The 20,462-nt window shown below is 40.6% G+C and carries 16 protein-coding genes and 1 riboswitch; of the genes, 11 read left to right on the top strand and 5 right to left on the bottom strand.

What is annotated here, in order from left to right:
* Positions 1-118: 118 nt before the first annotated feature.
* A complete protein-coding gene (locus CZ487_RS24315) occupies positions 119-571 on the bottom strand; it encodes a DUF1664 domain-containing protein (protein WP_077214945.1) in 453 nt (150 codons plus the stop codon).
* A 314-nt stretch (positions 572-885) separates the two neighbouring features.
* Here CZ487_RS24315 and CZ487_RS24305 point away from each other — a divergent pair, with 314 nt between their 5' ends.
* Positions 886-1,785, top strand: a complete 900-nt coding sequence (locus CZ487_RS24305; RefSeq protein WP_077214943.1) for an AEC family transporter — start codon at positions 886-888, stop codon at positions 1,783-1,785.
* A gap of 68 nt (positions 1,786-1,853) precedes the next feature.
* On the opposite strand, the gene CZ487_RS27350 is transcribed toward CZ487_RS24305, so the two are convergent.
* Positions 1,854-2,597: a hypothetical protein gene (locus CZ487_RS27350; protein ID WP_202617871.1), complete on the bottom strand. Its 744-nt coding sequence runs from the start codon at positions 2,595-2,597 to the stop codon at positions 1,854-1,856.
* A 340-nt stretch (positions 2,598-2,937) separates the two neighbouring features.
* On the opposite strand from CZ487_RS27350, the gene CZ487_RS24295 reads away from it, so the two are divergent.
* The 4 genes from CZ487_RS24295 to CZ487_RS24280 all read left to right on the top strand — a co-directional run bounded on the left by CZ487_RS24295 (position 2,938) and on the right by CZ487_RS24280 (position 7,583).
* Positions 2,938-4,119 carry a YeeE/YedE family protein gene (locus CZ487_RS24295; RefSeq protein WP_084783459.1) on the top strand — a complete coding sequence of 394 codons (1,182 nt, stop codon included), beginning with the start codon at positions 2,938-2,940 and terminating at the stop codon, positions 4,117-4,119.
* Between the two features lie 89 nt (positions 4,120-4,208).
* On the top strand, positions 4,209-5,492 hold the full coding sequence (locus CZ487_RS24290) for a Zn-dependent hydrolase (protein ID WP_077214941.1): 1,284 nt from the start codon (positions 4,209-4,211) through the stop codon (positions 5,490-5,492).
* Positions 5,493-6,254: 762 nt separating this feature from the next.
* A riboswitch (SAM riboswitch) is annotated at positions 6,255-6,357 on the top strand.
* Between the two features lie 305 nt (positions 6,358-6,662).
* Positions 6,663-7,199, top strand: coding sequence for a 1,2-dihydroxy-3-keto-5-methylthiopentene dioxygenase (locus CZ487_RS24285; protein ID WP_077214940.1), 537 nt, complete (start codon positions 6,663-6,665; stop codon positions 7,197-7,199).
* Positions 7,200-7,583 (top strand): VOC family protein, encoded by a 384-nt coding sequence (locus tag CZ487_RS24280; protein ID WP_077214939.1) that lies wholly within the window; start codon positions 7,200-7,202, stop codon positions 7,581-7,583.
* A 117-nt stretch (positions 7,584-7,700) separates the two neighbouring features.
* On the opposite strand, the gene CZ487_RS24275 is transcribed toward CZ487_RS24280, so the two are convergent.
* On the bottom strand, positions 7,701-8,264 hold the full coding sequence (locus CZ487_RS24275) for a DUF7010 family protein (RefSeq protein WP_077214938.1): 564 nt from the start codon (positions 8,262-8,264) through the stop codon (positions 7,701-7,703).
* 170 nt (positions 8,265-8,434) lie between these two features.
* Here CZ487_RS24275 and CZ487_RS24270 point away from each other — a divergent pair, with 170 nt between their 5' ends.
* From CZ487_RS24270 to CZ487_RS24240, 6 genes are all read left to right on the top strand, one after another.
* Positions 8,435-9,502, top strand: coding sequence for a plasmid pRiA4b ORF-3 family protein (locus tag CZ487_RS24270; RefSeq protein ID WP_077214937.1), 1,068 nt, complete (start codon positions 8,435-8,437; stop codon positions 9,500-9,502).
* A 217-nt stretch (positions 9,503-9,719) separates the two neighbouring features.
* Positions 9,720-10,679, top strand: coding sequence for a nuclease-related domain-containing protein (locus CZ487_RS24265; RefSeq protein WP_077214936.1), 960 nt, complete (start codon positions 9,720-9,722; stop codon positions 10,677-10,679).
* Positions 10,680-11,164: 485 nt separating this feature from the next.
* Positions 11,165-11,389: a hypothetical protein gene (locus tag CZ487_RS24260; protein WP_077214935.1), complete on the top strand. Its 225-nt coding sequence runs from the start codon at positions 11,165-11,167 to the stop codon at positions 11,387-11,389.
* Positions 11,390-11,679: 290 nt separating this feature from the next.
* Positions 11,680-12,105, top strand: a complete 426-nt coding sequence (locus CZ487_RS24255; RefSeq protein ID WP_077214934.1) for a hypothetical protein — start codon at positions 11,680-11,682, stop codon at positions 12,103-12,105.
* A 285-nt stretch (positions 12,106-12,390) separates the two neighbouring features.
* The gene (locus CZ487_RS24245) at positions 12,391-13,725 is read left to right on the top strand and encodes a TolC family protein (protein WP_077214932.1); all 1,335 of its coding nucleotides are present in this window, start codon (positions 12,391-12,393) and stop codon (positions 13,723-13,725) included.
* A 285-nt stretch (positions 13,726-14,010) separates the two neighbouring features.
* Entirely contained in the window at positions 14,011-15,612 is a 1,602-nt protein-coding gene (locus tag CZ487_RS24240; RefSeq protein WP_077214931.1) for an S-layer homology domain-containing protein, read from the top strand.
* Between the two features lie 337 nt (positions 15,613-15,949).
* On the opposite strand, the gene CZ487_RS24235 is transcribed toward CZ487_RS24240, so the two are convergent.
* Entirely contained in the window at positions 15,950-19,057 is a 3,108-nt protein-coding gene (locus CZ487_RS24235; protein WP_077214930.1) for an efflux RND transporter permease subunit, read from the bottom strand.
* Positions 19,058-20,461 carry an efflux RND transporter periplasmic adaptor subunit gene (locus CZ487_RS24230; protein ID WP_077214929.1) on the bottom strand — a complete coding sequence of 468 codons (1,404 nt, stop codon included), beginning with the start codon at positions 20,459-20,461 and terminating at the stop codon, positions 19,058-19,060.
* Position 20,462: the final 1 nt, after the last annotated feature.

The raw sequence follows: 20,462 nt of genomic DNA, 5'->3' as shown, positions 1-20,462 counted from the left end.
TGACTTGTCAACCAAAGTCTTATGCTCATACTATACGGCGGATGATTAGTTTTTATGTCTGTATATTCTTAATATGTGGGAAAAAATTTTGATGATATAAAAATGAAGGAAAAGCTCTTTAGAGCTGTCGAAGTTTTTTCTCGTGTTTTAAGGTCTTGCTCGATACAAAATCAAGGGTTTCCTGAGTATCTGACAACTCTTGACGCAGCCCATCCAATTTAGTTTCAATACGGTCAAAGCGGTAATTCATATTGTGTTCAAGTGTTTCTATTTTGTTATCCATGCGGTCCATTCTGGATTCAATGGTACCTACTTTAGATTCAAGGTTGTCCATCTTAGATTCGATATTACCCACTTTAGATTCAAGGTTGTCCATCTTAGATTCGATATTACTCACTTTGGATTCAAGGTTGTCCATCCTAGATTCGATATTACCCATTCTAGATTCAAGGTTGTCCATCCTGGATTCAATGTTATCCATTCTACCGTCTAGCTTATCGATTCTACTTTCAATACGCTCGGAGTGTTCATTCAAAGCTTGCAAAATGGTTTTTAATGTAATTTCTTCCATTTTTCGTTCACCTCCTAATATGCTTATTCTTACATAGAAATTATACTTTAATTCAACTGAAAAATCACGATGAAGTAGAGACATAATAGAGGAGATTTGATGAAAAAATTTGATCAATCGTTTGATCAAAGGGGATTTACTAGTGAAGGAAGCGGACTTTTACCAGTATATATACCCAAAATCACAAAAAGTAATCTTAATATTTTAAAAAATATCAATTCCTTTTTCTTTCCAACTATTGTATCCTTTTTCCATAGAGTTATTTTTTCAGAATATTAAACTATCATATTCTGTTTTGAAGGGATGCCTTGAAATTGGACTTATTTTTAATTGTTCTGCCTGCATTTCTTATTTTCGCTACTGGGTTTATTGGACAAAAGGTTTTTAAATTCCAGATCAAATCGATTTCGACGATGGCACTTTATTTGATGATGCCATTTTTAACATTTGATACTTTCTACAATAATAGACTGGACATGAATTATTTTTACATGTTTATCTTTTCAGCTTTACTTGTTGTGATTCTAATCGGAACAACACTTATCATCGGAAAAATCATCAAGTCTGACCGAACCCATACGTCCGCCATGTTATTAGGGACAATTTTTCCAAACAGCGGAAATTACGGAGCACCCGTCGTACTGTTTGCCTTTGGCGAGGTGGCCTTTAATTATGCAGTCATCATTATGGTCATCCACGCTTTCCTGATCAACTCCATCGGTATCTTTATTGCTTCAAAGGGCAGTGCAAAGTCTTCAACCGCAAAAGATGCACTGATAAGTGTTTTAAAAGTTCCAGTCCTTTATGGAGTTATCCTTGGGGTGGCGCTGCAGCTAATGAGGATAGAATTGCCATCGACGATCATTGATGGCATCCATTTAGTTGGATCGGCATCGATTCCAACGGTAATGTTGATTCTTGGGATGCAGCTGGCTGAAATCAAGGCGCAAAAATTTCAATGGAGATATGTGAACACGGTGATTTTAGTGAGGATGGCGGTGTCGCCGTTAATTGCCGCGGGGCTGGTCAGTTTTATGCCAGTCGATGATTTAATAAAAGCGGTATTCATTTTACTAGCAGCAATGCCAGTGGCAGCGAACACGACGATGCTTGCGGTGCAATTCGATGTCGAGCCGGATTTAATTTCGTTTACAACATTGGTGACGACACTGCTTAGTTTGGGGACGATACCATTTACATTGTTTCTTTTATAAAATAAAATATGTTTCTAATAAAGAACGAGGAGGTCACAAAAAAATGCCTCCGCGTTCATTTTATTTTATTAGTGGCCGTGGCCAACTTCTCCGCTTTCAACAGGGCTGAATGTCAAGTGTTCCTCGTGTGTGACAAAATAATGATGGATATCAAAATGAGCTACTTCAAATCCAGGGTGTCCGGCGTCCAAATATTCGATGTCAGTGTGCACGATTGGCGGAGAAGGAAGTCCTTTCATGCCCGGAATGTCAACATGATTTACCCCATTGATAAAATCTTCCTGTGATACCATTTGCTCGATAAAGACAAGCTTACCTTGCTCAACCCCATAAATTGGCCCCAATGGAAGTTCATCTGGAAGTCCCCAATGCTGACCCATGCCCGGCACACCTGGTGCATATACGTCTGTAGTTCCTTCAAGAGAAATCGATCCATCTGGAAGGTCCAGTACATAAGCTAGACCTGCCTGGAAGTTCCAATCCACATTTTCGGCACCAGTAGCATCAGCAATTGCACGAATATGTACCGCAGGCTTCCCATCGTACATTTTCATTTCTAATTGCTGTCCGTTAATAACAAAAGTTTGATCAACCACTTCGTACTCTACCCCTAAAGTCTCAGCATAAGCAACTGCATCAACCCAAACCTTCCCTGGGGTCCAGTGAGTAGCGCTTCCTTTAATGTCCACTCCATTAATTTGCACCGTTACCTCCTTGCTGACCGTTTCGGCCGCCCCAAACGCTGGTACGATGAAGCAGAAGGCTAACAGAATGGTTAGTACGGTGTACAGCTTTTTCTTAAAAACTTTCATTATCCCAACTCCTTTTATCTGAAAATTCAAACTAATTATACAACCGCTGTACTCACTGTACAATAGCCCAAATTTGTCATAATGTGCGCTTAGAACTACGACCAAAGAGATATGGTATTTTAAAAGAATTAATTAATCAAGATTACTTCCTTTTACACTATGGAAATAGATGGACTCTTTACTTTCTAGCATTCTTGTAATATCATAATACAAGTTGTAAATCAGACTAAAACTATCTGTTTTGAGGTGAAAAAATTTGGCAAAACCACAACCAGTTTTAGAAACTACCACACCACAGTGGAACAATAAATCAACTACTTTTATTACAAATTTAAGCCCAATGCAAAAGAACTTTGTTGGGGCTGGTATTATTGCTGCGATTATTCTTTTAATTGCCATTGTGAATGTAGCCAGCTGGAAACAAGGGACTCTATTTATTTTAGGTCTGCTGCTTGGCGCTACTTTGCTTTATGCGCGTTTTGGTTTTACCTCTGCATTCCGCCGTTTTGTTTCTGTCGGAAATGTTCAGGGAATTCAAGCGCATCTGCTGATGTTTGTCGTCTCCACGACTTTATTCGCACTTATCCTTGGTACTGGGTTCACTTTTACCGGGGGAGCACCATCAGCTTCTGTTAATCCTGTTGGCGTTAGTATCATCGTCGGTGCTTTTCTATTCGGGATCGGGATGCAGCTCGGAAACGGATGTGCATCTGGAACACTTTATAATTTAGGCGGCGGTTCTTCATCGATGGTGTTGACGCTGACGTTCTTCATTGTCGGTTCAGTACTTGGTGCTTATCATGCGCCGTTCTGGATGGAAGACATGCCTAGCTTTGGATCATTTTCATTGGCTGAATCAACGGGCCTTGGCTACTTTGGGGCATGGGTTGTTCAATTATTAATTTTTGCAGCGATTTACGGAATTACGATTATGATTGCGAAAAAGAAACGTCCGCCAATGATGAAGCCACTTCCAACAACGACTGGTTGGAAAAAGGTAATCCGCGGTTCTTGGCCATTGTTTGCAGCGGCAGTAATTTTGGCTGTCCTAAATGCAATAACGTTAACGGTTAAAGGATCACCTTGGGGAATCACCTCTGCTTTCGCACTTTGGGGAGCGAAAGTCATTCAGTTCTTCGGTGTTGATGTTGCATCTTGGGGATATTTTGCAGGATCAAAGGGAGAGGCTTTAACCACTACGGTTCTTGCTGATTCTACGAGTGTCATGAACTTTGGGATTTTAATCGGTGCCTTTACGGCAGCTGCTTTCCAAGGTACGTTTAAGCCTAAGAAAATTAAGCCAGGAGTTGCGTGGGCATCCATTCTTGGCGGACTTTTAATGGGTTACGGCGCACGCCTTGCATTCGGCTGTAACATTGGCGCATACTTCGGTGGGATTTCATCATTCAGCCTGCACGGTTGGGTATGGATGTTGATGGCAATGATCGGAACAGGTGCGGCCTTGCTTATTCGCCCGCTGTTTGGATTGAGTAATCCTAAATCGAAGGATTCGTTCTGTTAAAAAAAGAAATGGAAGTCAGCCAGTTAAGTGGCTGGCTCTTTTTAGTATGGTTGGAGGTATAATAAGAGGTAAAAACAGAGGGGGACACCATGAATCTTAAAGCAAAATTATTGAATGGGTTTCAAAATAAGTATGAGGTTGGTTTTAATGAAGAAAGGATTGCGGAACGGCTTTCGCAATTAGCTAGTATTGGACTGACCGAAGAGGGCGGTTCAAACCGTATCGCCTATACAAAAGAAGAACGAGCAGCAAAAGAAATGGTTAAAAAATGGATAAAGGAAATTCTGTTAGAGGTCTATGAAGACGAAGCTGGAAATGTGTTCGGACGATTAAATGGTAAGGACACAACACTACCGGCTGTTTTAGTTGGATCGCATGTCGATACAGTCCCGAATGGCGGACATTTTGATGGGACTTTAGGCGTTTTAACTGCCCTCGAGGTTGTGCAGACTTGGACCGAAGAAGCCTTTATCCCTGATAGAAATTTGGAAATTGTTATTTTTTCAGATGAAGAAGGGGTTCGTTTTGACGGTGGTTTAACGGGCAGCCGGGTGATGATGGGGGAGGCCGATGCTGGGTCACTGCGTGAGGATAAAGATGAAGATGGGGTGACCTTTGCTGAGGCCTTAAGAGCCGACGGATTGGATATTGATCTCCTTGACAAGGCTGTTCGAAACCCAAAAGAAATTCATGCCTTTGTGGAGCTGCATATTGAACAAGGAAAAGTGCTGGAAAGGCAAGATTGTCCGGTTGGAATTGTCACTGGAATTGCAGGTCCTGTTAACTTGTGGGTTCAGTTCAACGGCGAAGCGGGGCATGCCGGGAACACGCCGATGGGGCAAAGATTAGACGCTTTGGCTGCATCTAGTGAGTTCATGACGGAGCTAGAAAAAATGCCGGGCAGGTTCAGTGAAACAGCGGTAGCTACAGTCGGTAAAATAGATGTCTATCCTGGCGGGAGCAACGTTATTCCAGGGCGTGTAGAGTTAATTGTGGATGTTCGCGATATTTACTTAGAAAGCAGAGATAGCTTGCTAGCGACGATTGAGGAGCTTGCGTTGAAAATTGCTGAACGCCGCGGTCTGCAAGTAGTGTTGGATAGAAAATTAAGGGTCGATCCGGTGTTAATCCAGGATGGGATGAAAGAGATTGTTAAGGATGCGGTTGAAAGCTCCGGATTTCAGCCGGTGTTGCTACCAAGCGGGGCAGCGCATGACGCGATGATCATGGGAAGACATGTCCCAACGGCCATGATCTTTGTCAGAAGCCAAGACGGCATCAGTCATAACCCAAAAGAGTGGACAACATTGGATGATATTATGGCTGGATGCAAGGTGCTTAGTGAAACTTTAAAGCAGCTGGTTGCAGGTTAATGAGCTCGGGACATGGGGTGCACATGTCCCGAGCTTTTTTTATCATGGAGTCAATGTTGTTGAAATGTTTTCCGATGATAAAAACGAGTGAGATTTCTGTTTGTAACGATCATGAAAAAATTTTTCAACAGCTTATGTTTCGTTTATCTGTGTTACTTTATATAACATTGAAATGAATAATTGACAGAAAATTATTGACATTCTAAAAAATACCCATTATCATGTTAACTAAGCTAACATCAAATAAGGAGAGTTGACCATGAACCTTTTTACATATTTAAAAGAACTATTCACACATAATGGTGCAGAGTTTGCATGTAACATTGCGGAATCGTTTACAGGAATTGAAGAGTACTGGGATCCAACTTTTATGAAATAAAAGCTTCCGATAAAAAAGTCTATCATACTACCCGCAGAAAGAATTCCCCACCAAGACAACTCAAATACCACAATATTTTTTTCGCCCTAATATATTTCACTATGGGCAAAGGCGGATGATCAACTTGATCATCAGCCTTTGCTTTTGTCTCTATGATTGGTATGTGGCATTTTTGTGTAGTAAAAGCGTAGAGGGCTTTCTTATCTTACAAAAAACCTATCTGATTTTAAGGGTAAGCAGAAAAAAATGTACGTCTCAGAAAGACACTGTCCACGAGTGGTACCTGGTACCGCTCGTGGACAGTAAAAATACTATTGACATAGTAAAAATGAGTGCGATATGATTAGGTCAACCGTTTATTGCATTTTAAAAATTTGAAATTTTTCTTATCAAGAGCAGGTGGAGGGACTAGCCCTATGATACCCGGCAACCGGCCCAAGTGGGTACGGTGCTAATTCTTACAGCGCGTGAGCTGAGAGATAAGAAGTTGTTAGTAATCTATTAACCTCTTCTTACTTGAAGAGGTTTTATTTATTTTTCCCATCTTAACAGACAGTAAGACTCCCACTTCAAGACTTGGGAGAATCCAGGATGGATAAGTGGGAGATCAACTGTCTGTAAAGATCCGATTGGTTCAACTAACCATCAGTGGGGGGTGAAGGGAAACCCCCACTGATGGAAGTTTCACTATACGGGAATAAATCTGCTGCATTGTGGTGATTTCAATTTTTACGTGCAAAGGTAAGGGCTGATACAGACACGCTATTTATTCAACTCAAGGAGGAATTACCATGACTACTATTAAAATTCAAGGAACAAACGAAATCATCGATAACCAAGAGAAAGTGATTTCTTTCTTAGAAGAGCAAGGCGTTATTTACGAACAGTGGGATATTGCGAAGCTTCCAGAACATCTTCAAGAGAAATACTTACTAGACGAAGACGAAAAAGCTGAAATCTTAGATACATTCAAGGCTGAAATTGAAGATATCTCTGCACGCCGCGGCTACAAGGCTTATGATGTTATCTCGTTGTCAGATGCTACTCCAAACTTGGACGAACTATTAAAGAACTTCGAAAGAAAGCATATCCATACAGATGATGAAGTTCGCTTTATCGTTAGCGGCCATGGTGTTTTCATCATCAAAGGCAAGGACGGCAACTTCTTTGAAGTGCATCTAAACCCAGGTGACCTTATCTCTGTTCCTGAAAATATCGAGCACTACTTCACACTTGCTGAAGACCGCAAAACAGTTGCAGTTCGTATCTTCATTACAACTGAAGGCTGGGTGCCAATCTACTCTGACGAACAAGCGGCAGCGAAGTAAATGGCTCTTAAAAAATTCGAACATGTCGGCCTGCAGGTAAAGGATTTAGAAGCATCAATTCAATTTTATACAGAGGTGCTAGGCTTAGAGTTTATCGAAAAGCAAGACCATGTCGATCCAAGCCTAAAACTAGCATTCCTAGGGTTAAAGGACACGAAGGAACCGATCATTGAGTTAATCTCAGGGTACAATCCCAATTTGCCAACGGAAGGGAAGGTACACCACATCGCCTTCACCGTTGATAACATTGATGAAGAGATCGCTAGACTGAAAGAACTCAATGTAACATTCATCGACGAAGCCGTAACGACACTGCCAAGCGGTGCGAAGTACATTTTCTTTAACGGCCCGGACGGCGAGTGGATCGAGCTTTTTCAATCTTAGTAGGGAGAAGGGGTGCTCTTTTTAGAGGGAGCCTTCATAACTTTTAAGACTTGCAAAATAATACTTAAGTAAAAGGGCAGGAATTCCTGCTCTTTTGCTTAAAAACAGACCATCATTTCAATGGTCTTCCTCGACGTTTACTTTACTTTTCTTCTTATAGTCTAAGTAAAGCCAAAAAATTAAAACGAACAAACCAATGATAATAGAAATGGGTATCAACCATAGATGATTTCCTTTGAGATGCAAGCCCAAAAACATAATGGAGACCGAAATCACGGGTGCCATTACATAAAATGCTGCAGCATTATAAAACCAGCCATAAGGAAAAAAGTGAGCTCCTGTTATAATGGCAAAAAATACGATAGCATCATTCGGACTTTTTATAATTCCCCAAAAAAGGATAGGGAAATAGATAAGCTGAGCGAGATTTAAATATAAACCTAGATTACCTAATGGATTGTTTTTAAGTTTCCAATCAGCTCTTATTAAAGTAGAAATTCCGACGGATAATGGGAACATTAAACCTGTTGAAAACAACATATAGATGTTTTTCTGATAAACGTCAAATGACTGTAAAAATATGAATGTAATGATTGACCAAATGACAACAGCTGATAATAAAAATCCGATCCCGTTTTTCCCTCTAACTGACAGTTCATTTCTAACCTCATTTAATTCCAATAAATTACCCCCTTTTCTATTTCAACAACTACGCTAATTAAGTATCTTAGCTCTAATTATACAACATTTTCCATTTAACAAGTATTATTGAACTGACTTTAAACATTAGTCGATATGAATATCATCCCGCACTCTTTTTTAGTAAAATAAAAGAAAAAGAGGTGTTAACGATGCTGCTGCAATGTACAAAGAAATTACTAGATGAATTGAAAATCAAACCGGAAACCGAGCCAAGCGAGGATCCGCTATTTTCCTGGCATGCGAATTTGATTACGGTAAACCGGAAAAAGACGGTCGTGATTGTGAATGATCAAAGCCTCTACCCAATCGTACTTCATGGCTTGAAAGCCAAGGATTTTAAAAAGCTGGATGAATTGATTATCGAAGCCATCCGCGAAACCTTTCAGCGTGAGGGCATTAAGGATGAGGTCATTCAGCAGTATATTGCACATGCAGAGAGCATCACTTATACAAAAACAAAGGACCGGACCACTGTGGCTAGGATGAATAAACAATGTGAAAATGTGGAGTACTTTGAGGAATATCTGTCTGCAGATTCTCTTATTAATAGTGGAATGAGCCTTAAGATTAGCAAGATGCTGGCCGGTCAAGGAAAGAATAACTACATAACACCGAACGAAGAACTGTATAAAAATTTAGAGACTTTTTATGGCGGGGCTATTTTTGAAAGTCAAGCGGCCGTGCTCAAGGTAAATCTCCTCCTCGGGGAAACTCAAAGTTGGCGGAAACTGATTGTTCCATTGAATATGAATTTTTCTGATCTCCATGAAGCATTACAAGTAGTTTTCGGCTGGAGTGATAGTCATCTCCATGAGTTCTATATCTATGACGAAACGGGCCATAAACTTTCCTTAGTGGAGGACCCGACTATATTTCAATTCCCGCAAAAAGTACCGAGGATGCATGAGAATGATTTTAAAATAAGCGAAATCCTTCCTGCAAAAATCAAATACATCTACGATTTCGGGGATAGCTGGGAACATGACATCGAAGTGGAAAGAATAATCGACGATTTTGATAAAAATCACCCTGTTTGCTTGGATGGGGAAGGAAATACTCCTCCTGAAGATGTCGGCGGCACTGCGGGGTACGAAGAATTCCTCCGTATTCTAGCGGATGAGCTCCATCCGGATCACAAAGAGGTGAAAAACTGGGGTAAGTCTAATGGGTATGCAGAGTTTAATGTAGATTGGGTGAATAGAAGACTTAGTTTATAGAATTATTCGCGTTTATGAGGTAGATATTCTCGTTCATTACCGAGATATTCGCGATAAATTGTTTATATTCGCGAAAACTACAGGTTTATTCTCGTTCGAACAAATATATTCGCGAAACGACCCAATTCAGTGTCCTGCCACCAAAATTTTTATTAACAAATTAGGCAGGACTTTCCCTATATATACAGAACTAAATAAGCAAAAGGAGTGATCAAACTTGATAGTAAAACAGATTGAAAAGCCAGTAACCTTACTGAAAACAGAAGCTCTGCTGCGGCGTTTGCCAATTAGAGATCCTGCTAGACCAGAAATTGAACAAGAATTAGTTAAAGGTCTTGCCGGCTATAAAGGGGAACGAGCCCTTGCCTATTATTTAAACTTTCTCCCGCAAAAGAATTGCCTCATCTTCCATAATCTCCGCCTTCCTAATGGAAATTACCATTTTCAAATTGATTTTTTAATTCTAACCACTACATTTACACTAATCATTGAATGTAAAAATTTCTATGGAACTCTGTTTTTTGACGACGCCTTCAAACAATTAATCCGAAATGCTAACAATCTTGAAGAATGCTTCCCGGATCCAATCTCTCAAGCTAAATGGCATCGTATTCAATTGACGGCCTGGTTAAAAAAACACCACTTTCCTTCCCATCCAATAGACTATTTAGTTGTTTTTAGCAACCCCTCTACCATCTTAAGAACGGACGCAAATAATAAAGAAGCTCGAGAACATATTATTCATAGTCAAATTTTTATAGAAAGGTATACACATCTAGCCGAAAGGTATCAACAATATCATCTTGATGATAAGATGCTGCGGAGGCTCTCGAAGACTTTAATGAAGAGTCATGTTCCGGAAGATAGGGATGTATTAAAAAAGTATGGAATATCAAAATCTGATCTTATAACAGGAGTGCGCTGTCCGGAATGCAAAAGCTTCAAGATGGTTCGTGAAAAAAGGAAATGGTTTTGCCCCACTTGCGGCTGCTTTGATAAGAATGCACATCAAGAAGCACTTGAAGATTACTTTTCCCTGCTAGGTCCCACGATGACCAACCAGCAATGCCGAGAATTTCTTCAATTATCCTCTATACATACCGCGACTCGGATACTAAACTCTATGAATCTCTCCTACTCTGGTACAAAAAAGGGAAGAATCTACTTTCAGAAGTAGAATGAAAGTAGTGGAAACGGGGTTAATCTCTTTAGGCGATGGATATTCTCGTTCCGCAAAAGATAATCGCGATAAATGAGTTTTATTCGCGAAAACCACGGATATATTCTCGTTCAACACCATTTATTCGCGAAACAGCTAATCACAGGTACTTTTCTGAAAATTACTTCTTCTTCCCTCACTATTATGATAAAAAAGTATTCACAGCAAAACTAAAATCGGTTAAACTACGCATTCTGCCTAGTTATCAGACGTTCGACCTCTTGTGCAAATAGGTATGCACTAAGAAAACTATTATACCAGTAGTTTGCGTGACTTTTTAGAATCTTTCTATTTATTCCTTTATAGTTTCTTTGCCCGTATGGTTGTGATAATATCGTAATGGTTTTGGAAGTAATTAATATTTACACCAATGATAAAAGGTTCAGTGATCATACGTTCCAAAATGATCGGCAAAAAATTCATTATACGAGGTGTAAGAAGGAATGGAAGAGTACGAACAGATTCAAAGGGAGAACATGAAGCTCTTAGTCGAGATCTTTAATCTCAAAGAAAATTTGAAAAAACTCTATCAAGAACATGGGCCTAACAGCTCAGACTATATATCACTTTCCATTAAGTTAGATTTACTTGTCAAAGAGTACATCGATGAAAAAATGATTCTGATCCAAGACAATTACGTACCAGAGCAAGAATCGGCGCAAAACTAAATAACATGCAAAAGAGGGCTGACCATAAAACGTGGATAGCTCTTTTTTATTGTTAGATCGAGGTTTGAATGGTATGACCATTGGGTAAAGAAAAGGGTATATTCCGAAGTATTTTTAGTTTGATCAATCGTTTGATCAAGGGCTATGTTCGTATTTTAGGCTGGCCAAAAGCCCCCCAACCTTCTTCATAGGTCCTCTTTAAGAGGCAAGTAGTCTCTTTACTTCAACCAGCTCCTTTGCTAAAATCCAATCTAGAGTTGCACAAAAATTGGAAGAAAAGAGGATATGAGATGTTACATAAGAATAAATGGATGATGATGTTGGTGGCTTTGCTGGCATTAATTATGATTTCAGGCTGTGGGAACGACGGCGCCGAGGACGCTGCGGAAGAAGATCCAGCACAAGAAACGCCGGCAGAGGAAGGTAAAGAACAAGAGGAAAATGATCAAAAGTCTGATACAACTTTAGAAAGCGACCAAGATTTAACTCAGAAACTTGAAGCAGAAAAAGGGATTGAGAGCGTGATGGTTCAAGTTGTAGGAGGAGATCAGCAAGCAGTTAACGTCGACATCGAAATAAACGAAGAACAGGAATTATCTGCTAAAGAAGTCATCGAAAAGTACGGTGCAGTGATTAAAGAAGAATACACAGACCACACCATCGACATCATCGTCGTCAAAGACGGAAAAATCCAACAGCAAGCAACATTAGATTAAATTATAAATTATATAAATTCTCCACACATACTTACGAACAAATGCCCCGCTGAAAGCGGGGCATTTGTCCGTTCCAAAAGGACACTGTCCACGGATGGTACCAGGTACCGCTTTTGCGGTACCTGGTACCTTTTGGTTTAATTTACCACAAAAAAATGACTGACTGGTCATCCTTATTGCTTCTTATTGGATAGGTAAATATGATAAAATAATGCTATGAATCTAATATTTACCTTTGGAGATAGATATTGTTTTCCAATTGGTAGTTACATAGGAGAAGATAATATGAAAAAATATACTGCGTTAGGGCTAGCATTTATGTTAGCGATGCCGGCTATGTCTACTGCTGCTTTGGCAGATGGGACGGAACCGGAAGAAACTGAAATCGAAGAAGTGGTTGAGAACGAAAACGAGAACGAAAATGAGAACGTTGAGAATGAGGAGACCACAGAAGATACTACAGAGGAAACCACTGAAGAAGGCACAGGTTTGGAATTAGAGGAACTCGACAGTCTTTCACTGGAAGAAGCGGTTGAACGTGCATTAAACAATAGTCCAATGTTGATCGAAATGAAATATCAAACTGAGATATTAGAAAGTCAGTATGGGGACGCTAATCATAACTTCCGTGACCTGGAAAGAGATATTAAAGATTTAGAGGATACTAGAGAAGATCTTAGGGATATGCAAAGTAGTGGAGGAGGCAGAACGTTTCAAGAACGTTTAGCCATTCAAAATCAGCTGGAACTAATTGATGATAAAATCAAAGGGTTAGAAGACGCTCTTGAAAACTTAAAATCCGGTAAAGCAACACTCGCTTATAACGAAGCTGAATTTGAAGAATCCGTAAAAATGACTGCAACAGCCAACTTCAGTCAATTACTCATGACGAAAGACCAGCTTGGCCTGCAAAGACAAGCATATCAGTCTAAAGAAAAAGAAATGGCTGTACTGAAGCTGCAATATGACTTAGGGATGGTCTCTCTTGACGATTACAATAAGAATAGACGCGATCTATTAAGACAGAAAACAGATCTTAAAAAAGCCGAAGAGCAATATACAAAGGATATGGTGGAGTACACATTAGACCTTGGAATTGGCTACCATGCTGCCTTCGAGCTTGAACCCATGGAACTAGATAACCTTGAATTACTAGAACAAGAAACAGAAACTAGTGAACTTGTAGAAAATTCATTTGTCTACAAAAAGCAATTAGAAACGATCTCACTGGCTGAGTATACGCGCGACCAAGTATACGAGGATGACGATTCTACTTCATTTCAAAAAACAGAGCAAGACCTTAATGTTGAACTAGAAAAGGAAAAATTAGTACAACTCAAACTTGATCTCGAAGAAGCCATCCGCACCCTATACCATGACGTAGCAGTCGGGTACCAGGCTTTAGAAGATGCTGAGCTTGATTATCAATATGCAAAAGAAGATTACGAGATTTTACGAAAGCAGTATGAACTAGGGCTGATTTCACGTATTAATTACGAATTGGCATCAACATCGGTAGACCAGGCAAGAATCGCTTATGAAGGTGCGAAGCAATCTTACTTCTTGCTAACAAAGCAAGTTGAAATGCTTGAAGCAGGGGTCATTCAGACAGGTGCATAATAACTAGAGAGGTGGGCAGGTACATGAAAATCCTGCTCACCTTTTACAGTTTCCCCTACAAAAATAGTAATTAAAAAGCCATATTAGGGGAAAAATATAGGAGTTAAATACTATTTTCCAAAAAAAGACTGCTTTTCACATTCAAAATAGCCTAGAGAATGCTATAATTTTCTATGGAATATCCCATAAATGGAAAATAATAACTAGAATTCTATTTTTCTAGCATTTTCCTAATATTAAATGAATAGGGTTATTGAGGATTACTTAGTAAAGAGGAGGAGAACCATGAAGAAATCAGGATTGATGGCAATCGTTTTTGCAGTTATTTTTGCATTAATGATTCCAACAGCAAGCGCTGCTCAGTCATTTACCGATGTGTCGAAGGACTTCTGGGCTGCTGAAGAAATTTACCGTTTTACCGATGAAGGTGTCATTAATGGGTATGACGATGGAACATTCCGTCCGAACAAACCCGTTACAAGAGCACAAGCTGCGATTATTTTAGCTAGAGGCCTTGACCTGGACACGGAAAATCCAAAGCCAGTAGACTACAAAGATATTAATAAGAACTTCCATGCTTACAATGAAATTGCCGCGATTACAGAAGCGGGAATCATGCAAGGTAACAAAGGGAAGTTCCAGCCGAACAAGCCGTTAACTCGTGCGCAAATGGCGATCATCATTGCCAACGCATTTGAACTTGAAGGAAATGGTTCAGCATCATTTAAAGATGTAAAAAAGAGCTTCTATGCATACAAGGAAATTGATGCGATTTTAGCTTATCAAATCACAACAGGTTACGAAGACCATACGTTCCAACCGTTTAAGCCAACAACGAGAGCACAATTTGTAACATTCCTTGCAAGAGCACTAGACAATGTTGAAGACGGTCCGTTGGCTGACTTCTTAAAAGAAGTATATGCGAACGAAGTAGCAATCGAAACATATGAGTACGAAGGCAACATGAACCTAGGTATTAACTTACCAGCTTCTTTGAAAAATGATCCAGAAGCAACTGGACTTGTGTCACTTTTAGAAGACATTCAAATTGATATTTCTGGTACATATCAGAAAGACCCAATGGTGATGGAAGCAGACCTTGGTTTGACATTAAAAGGTGAGGTTGGCGCAACATTCAACATGCCAATGGTAATGACAGAAGAAAAAATGTGGATTAAGCTACCGCAAAGTCCTCTTTTCCCATTACCAGAAGATATCAACGGGAAGTTCATCGAGTTTGATTTTGAAGAGTTAGCTGAGCTTGAAGGACAGCCAGTGGTTCCAACCATGAACATGAACCTTCAAAACGAACTAGGTCTAGCAATCAACAACCTATTCTTAGATGATTTTGCAAACCAATACTATAAAGTGGTTGACCCAAGTGAAGTTGAAGTCCCATCTGATGTGGATGCAGAAACAGTTGTGAAATTCGAATTAACAAATGAAAGCTTAGAGCCATTTGTAAAAACTCTTTTCGCAAGCACATTACCGCAATTGGTTGAATTGCTTGAAGACCCAGAGTACGCTGAAGCATTAGGCTTAACAGCTGAAGATGTTGCGCTATTCAAAGAGCAGCTAGCTTTAATTAACATCGATGAAGTACTTGTAGGACTTAACAGTACATTCAGCATTAACGCATTTGACGAGTATGTGTTCATCAATGAAGATGATTACATTGTTTATGATGTTATGGATTTAAACGTTGATTTTAAAATGGAAGAAGAAAAGTTAGGCTTATCTTTACTATATGATTTGAAAAAATCAAATATCAACGGAGATGTAGAGGTGTCTGAGCCAAATAAGGCCGATGTTATCACTTATGCAGAATTCATGGAATTAATGGAAGCAGAAATGCAAGCCGAGATCGAAGCGGCTGAAGTTCAATAAGAGAGGAGCCCTGTTCTGAGGAACGGGGCTTTTTATATTGATCGCAGGTTTTTAAGGGCGGGAGTTACAATAAATGGTTATTATAGCTCTAAAAAACTACTTTTAGTTTAATTTATTATAATAATTGGAAAAACCATAACTATAACGAAAGTATTAGACATTAATATGTGATTTTATGGAAAAAACAACATTATAAACCTACTTTTGGTGGGCTTAAAGTGTGTCCTCACCCTCTCCAAACACAAAAAAGACCCCGCAGAGTCAACCTCCACAGGATCTTCCTTTTCTCTATAAAAATCTCTCTCTATCTAATCTCGGTTGTAATAGCCATAAATCCTTACATCGTTACATCTTCTTCAATCACGTCAACCTTCTTCTTCTTACGCTTAAACCATTTAAAGTTCTTCATACGGTTGGACAGCCCATCCAAATACGTATACATCACTGGTACGAAGAGAAGGGTAAAGAACATCGAAATCGATAAACCAAAGATAATCACAACCGCGAGCGGCTGCTGTGCCTCGGCACCTTCACCAAGCGCTAAGCCCAGCGGAACCATCCCAAGCACGGTTGTTAATGTCGTCATTAAGATCGGCTGCAAACGAGAAGGCCCGGCCTTCAAGATTGCTTCAGTCCGTTCCATACCGCGTGCTCGCAGAATGTTGATATAGTCAACTAACACAATCGCGTTGTTTACAACAATACCGGCGAGCATGATAATCCCAATGAAGGCGGGCACACTCAATGGAACTCCCGTAACGAATAATCCAAACGAAATCCCAACCATCGCTGTTGGCAGCGAGAACATGATAACAAACGGATACAAGAATGACTCAAACTGTACCGCCATGACCGTGTAGACTAAGAAAATCGAGAAGACTAACGCGATCGCTAAATCTGCGAAGGCCTCCATCATATCCTCAGATTGTCCGCCAAAGCTGTACGTATACCCATCAGGGAAGTTCATCGTGCTTAACGCTTCTGATACAGCGAGACTTGCACCGCGAATATCAGAACCTTCAATATCACTTGTTACGTTCACTTGACGCTGCTGATTGTCACGTGAAATCACAGACGGTCCTTGAACTTGAACAAGATCGGCCACTGATGACAATGGCACCGTAGCTCCAGATGGAGTAGTCAATAACATCGTTTCAAGGTCGCTAATGGAAGTACGCTGTTCTTCAGGTAAAATTACCTTAATATCAATTTCATCTCCAGCTTCACGGAATCGTGTCGCCGTTTGTCCATTGAAAGCAAGCTGTACTTCAGACATGATTTGCTGATACGTTAAGCCGTACTGTGAAGCCACTTGACGGTTGACCTCGACATGAATCTCCGGCTGTGTATCAGATGCACTTGTTTCAATATTTTGCAGTCCATCCACATCTTCAAGCAGCCAAACGACTTGCTGTGAAAGCTCTTCTAACACTTTTTGATCCTGTCCATTAATGCTGACCTGGATAGGGGAACCTGTTCCCAAGCCTGCTGATGCTTCAGAAACAGTAATCTCAGCACCAGGAATATCCTCAACAGCTGTAGCTAGTTCCTTCGCTAATTCAGCTGTAGTAATTTCACGTTCTGCTTTCGGTACCATCTGAATCATGAAGCTCGCTGTATTAGAACCAGAGCTCATTCCCATGCCGCTTGATCCGACAGAGACAAAGTTCATCTGAATGCTGTCTTTAAAAGGTTCCATTTTCTTTTCAATCGCAGCAACCGTTGCTTCCGTTTCCTCAATCGATGAACCACTTGGTGTCTCGACATTGATATTCAACTGACCTTGGTCTGAATCAGGAACGAATGTTGCCCCAATTTGTGTTGCCATTAACACCGCTGCTACCATTGATAAAAATACAATCCCAACCGTAGACTTACGATGCTTTAACGAGAAATTCAACATCTTTTTATAAAAATTCTCAAAGCCAGCAAATAGTCGATCAAACGCAGTCTGCTTTTTCTCTTGGAATTCTTTTTCCTTGTTTAAAAGCTTTGAAGTCATCATCGGTACGAGGGTAATCGCCACAATTAAGGAAGCAAGCAGCGAGAACGATACTGATAATGCCAACGGTCTAAATAAATCCGACGCCATACCTTCTAAGAAGACAATCGGTAAAAATACAACAACAGTTGTTAACGTCGAAGCCAATATCGCTCCTGACAGTTCCTTCGCACCCTTGATCGCTGAATCGAGGATCGAATGACCTTCTTTTCGATACTTTACGATGTTTTCCAAAATAACGATCGAGTTATCCACCATCATCCCAACTCCGAGTGCAAGTCCACCCATGGAGAGGATGTTTAACGTTTGTCCTGAGAAATACATCATCACAAACGTGGAAATAAGTGAAATCGGAATCGCCACACCAATAATAATCGAAGAACGAATGCTTCGTAAAAACACAAACACAACGACAATCGAAATCAATGCAGCCAGAACCATACTTTGTGTAACCGAGCTGATCGATGTGCGGATAAACGTGGACGTATCCATAACCATCTCAAGATGAACATCTTCAGGAAGAACTTCTTGCGCATCTTCCATCGCTTTGTACATGCCATCTGCAACGGCAATCGTATTGCTGTCAGATTGCTTCATGATCGAAAGCACAAGTGCTTGCTGCTGGTTTACATAAGCATTTGTCGTTTCATCCTTGAACGTATCGTTAATCACGCCGATGTCGTTCAGTGTAATTTCAGAACCGGAAGGCAATTTGATCGCCATATTGGCAATGTCTTCAACCGATTCAAATTCTCCATCAATACGGATCTGTAAATCCTGTGATCCTTTTGTAATCGATCCGGCAGAACCAGAACTATTTTCTGAATTCAAGGCTTGGATGACCTGTGAAGTCGAAACGCCGTACTGGGCCATGAGCGCTTGGTTCAGCTCGACTTGAATTTCACGCGTTTTTCCGCCTTCAATCGTTACAGAGGCAACACCTTCAGAACGTTCAAACAAAGGGGAAACTGTATCTTCCGCAATATTCATTAAACGCTCGGGATCATCACCCGTTAAACTGATCCACATCACGGGCATTTGCTGTGGATCGAAGCGGAGGACGGAAGGGTCGTTGGCGCTCTCAGGCAGCATGCTCTTTACGCCATCGACTTTTTCCCGTACCTCTAAAAGCGCGTTATCTAAATTGGTTCCAGATTGGAACATCATAATAACCATAGAAGAGTTGGCCATCGCCTGTGATTGAATACTATCAATCCCTTGAATCGACGACAACGCACCTTCTAACGGTTCATTGACCAGTTTTTCAACTTCCTCGGGAGCTGCCCCTTGATAGGTCGTAGCGACAACCGCAATCGGAAGATCAATTTCAGGATAAAGGTCGATAGCAAGACTTCGAAGTGAAACAAAGCCTAGCGCCAAGATCCCGAGGAAGATCATGATTAGGCCTACGGGGCGTTTGACGGCTGTTTCAATAATTTTCACCTATTCTTCCTCCTCAATGATCTTAACTTTGTTGCCATCGCTTAATGTATTTTGTCCTTTCGAAACAATTACCGTACTTTCAGACAAGCCTTCTCCTTCAATCGCGGTAAAATCAGTCTGCGCGCGGATAATCGTGACGTCTGTCTGAACGGCAACTCCGTCCTTCACGACATAAATATACGTTTCATCACCTTTTTCAATCACAGCATTCGTAGGCACAATCAATGAATCTTGAACAACGGTAGACTCATTAATCACTTTCGCAATCATCCCGTGCTTGATTTTCCCATCCTTGTTAGGAAGAGTTGCTTCCATTAAATAGAATCCGCCTTCATCTGCCATATTAGAGATATAAGAAACAGTCGCTGTTAACGTTTCATTTAAAGAGGGGATTTCCACTTGAATCTTTTGGCCATTTTTAAAAGCAGGAAGCTGATTTGCACTGATCTTTGCTTCTACGACCATTTTGTTTAAGTCTACAATCGTTGTGAATGGTGCGCTGTTTGAAACAACATCACCAACGACATGATTAATATCAGTGATTTCTCCGGCAGCAGTGGCGACAATTTTCGAATCATCTAATTGAAGCTGTGCTTGCTGAACCTGCAATTTGTTAGAGTCAATACCAACTTGTGCCTGCTTGACGCTGACATTGGCAAGCTCTAATTGCTGCTGTGCGTTCGTTAAGCCCACTTTTGCTTGCTTGACACCTTGCTCGGCAAGTTCGATATCTGTCTGCTTTTCAGCATTGCTTTTTTGCAATTTCGCTTGCTCAAGTCCAATTTTTGCTTGATCTAAAGCTGTTTTCGCCTGCTCAACCTGCTGTTTCGAAGCAGCACCAGAATCAAACAAGGCTTTCATGCGGTCATAGTTCACTTGCGCATCTTGTAAGCTGATTTGCGCTTGCTCTAACCCGAAATCAGAATTATCGATTCCAGTTGCCTGGCCATCCTTCGCTTTTTGCAAATTCAATTCAGCGTTCTTCAGCGCCAACTTCGCATTGCTGATCGCTGTTTCGGCTTGCTTTTTCGAAACTAATGCTTGCTCATATTGACTTTGCGCGTTTCTTCCAGCTGTTTGCTGCATCTGTACAGCGAGCTGTTGGTCGGTGTTGTCCAGCACGGCTAACACTTGGCCTTTTTTCACCTTGTCGCCTTTTTTAACATTGATTTCTGTAATCTCGCCGATCATCTTTGGCATCACATCTACAGATGAGTCAGACATCGCTTTTGCAATGATTTCATTTTTAACCGTTAAGTTTCCTTTGGTGATGTTCTCCACCTGCACAGGGGTTTCTTTCTCAACCTTCGCATCACCTGCAGCATCCTTGGATGAGCAGCCACTCAACGCAATAGCAAATGATAAGGCGGCAGTAATCACCAAATTACGATTTCGCTTCTTCATT

The sequence above is a fragment of the Robertmurraya dakarensis genome (assembly GCF_900156875.1).
GTDB classification, from domain to species: Bacteria; Bacillota; Bacilli; order Bacillales; family Cytobacillaceae; genus Robertmurraya; species Robertmurraya dakarensis.
Note: the sequence above shows the minus strand (reverse complement) of the source record. Positions and strands in the feature narration are given on the sequence as shown.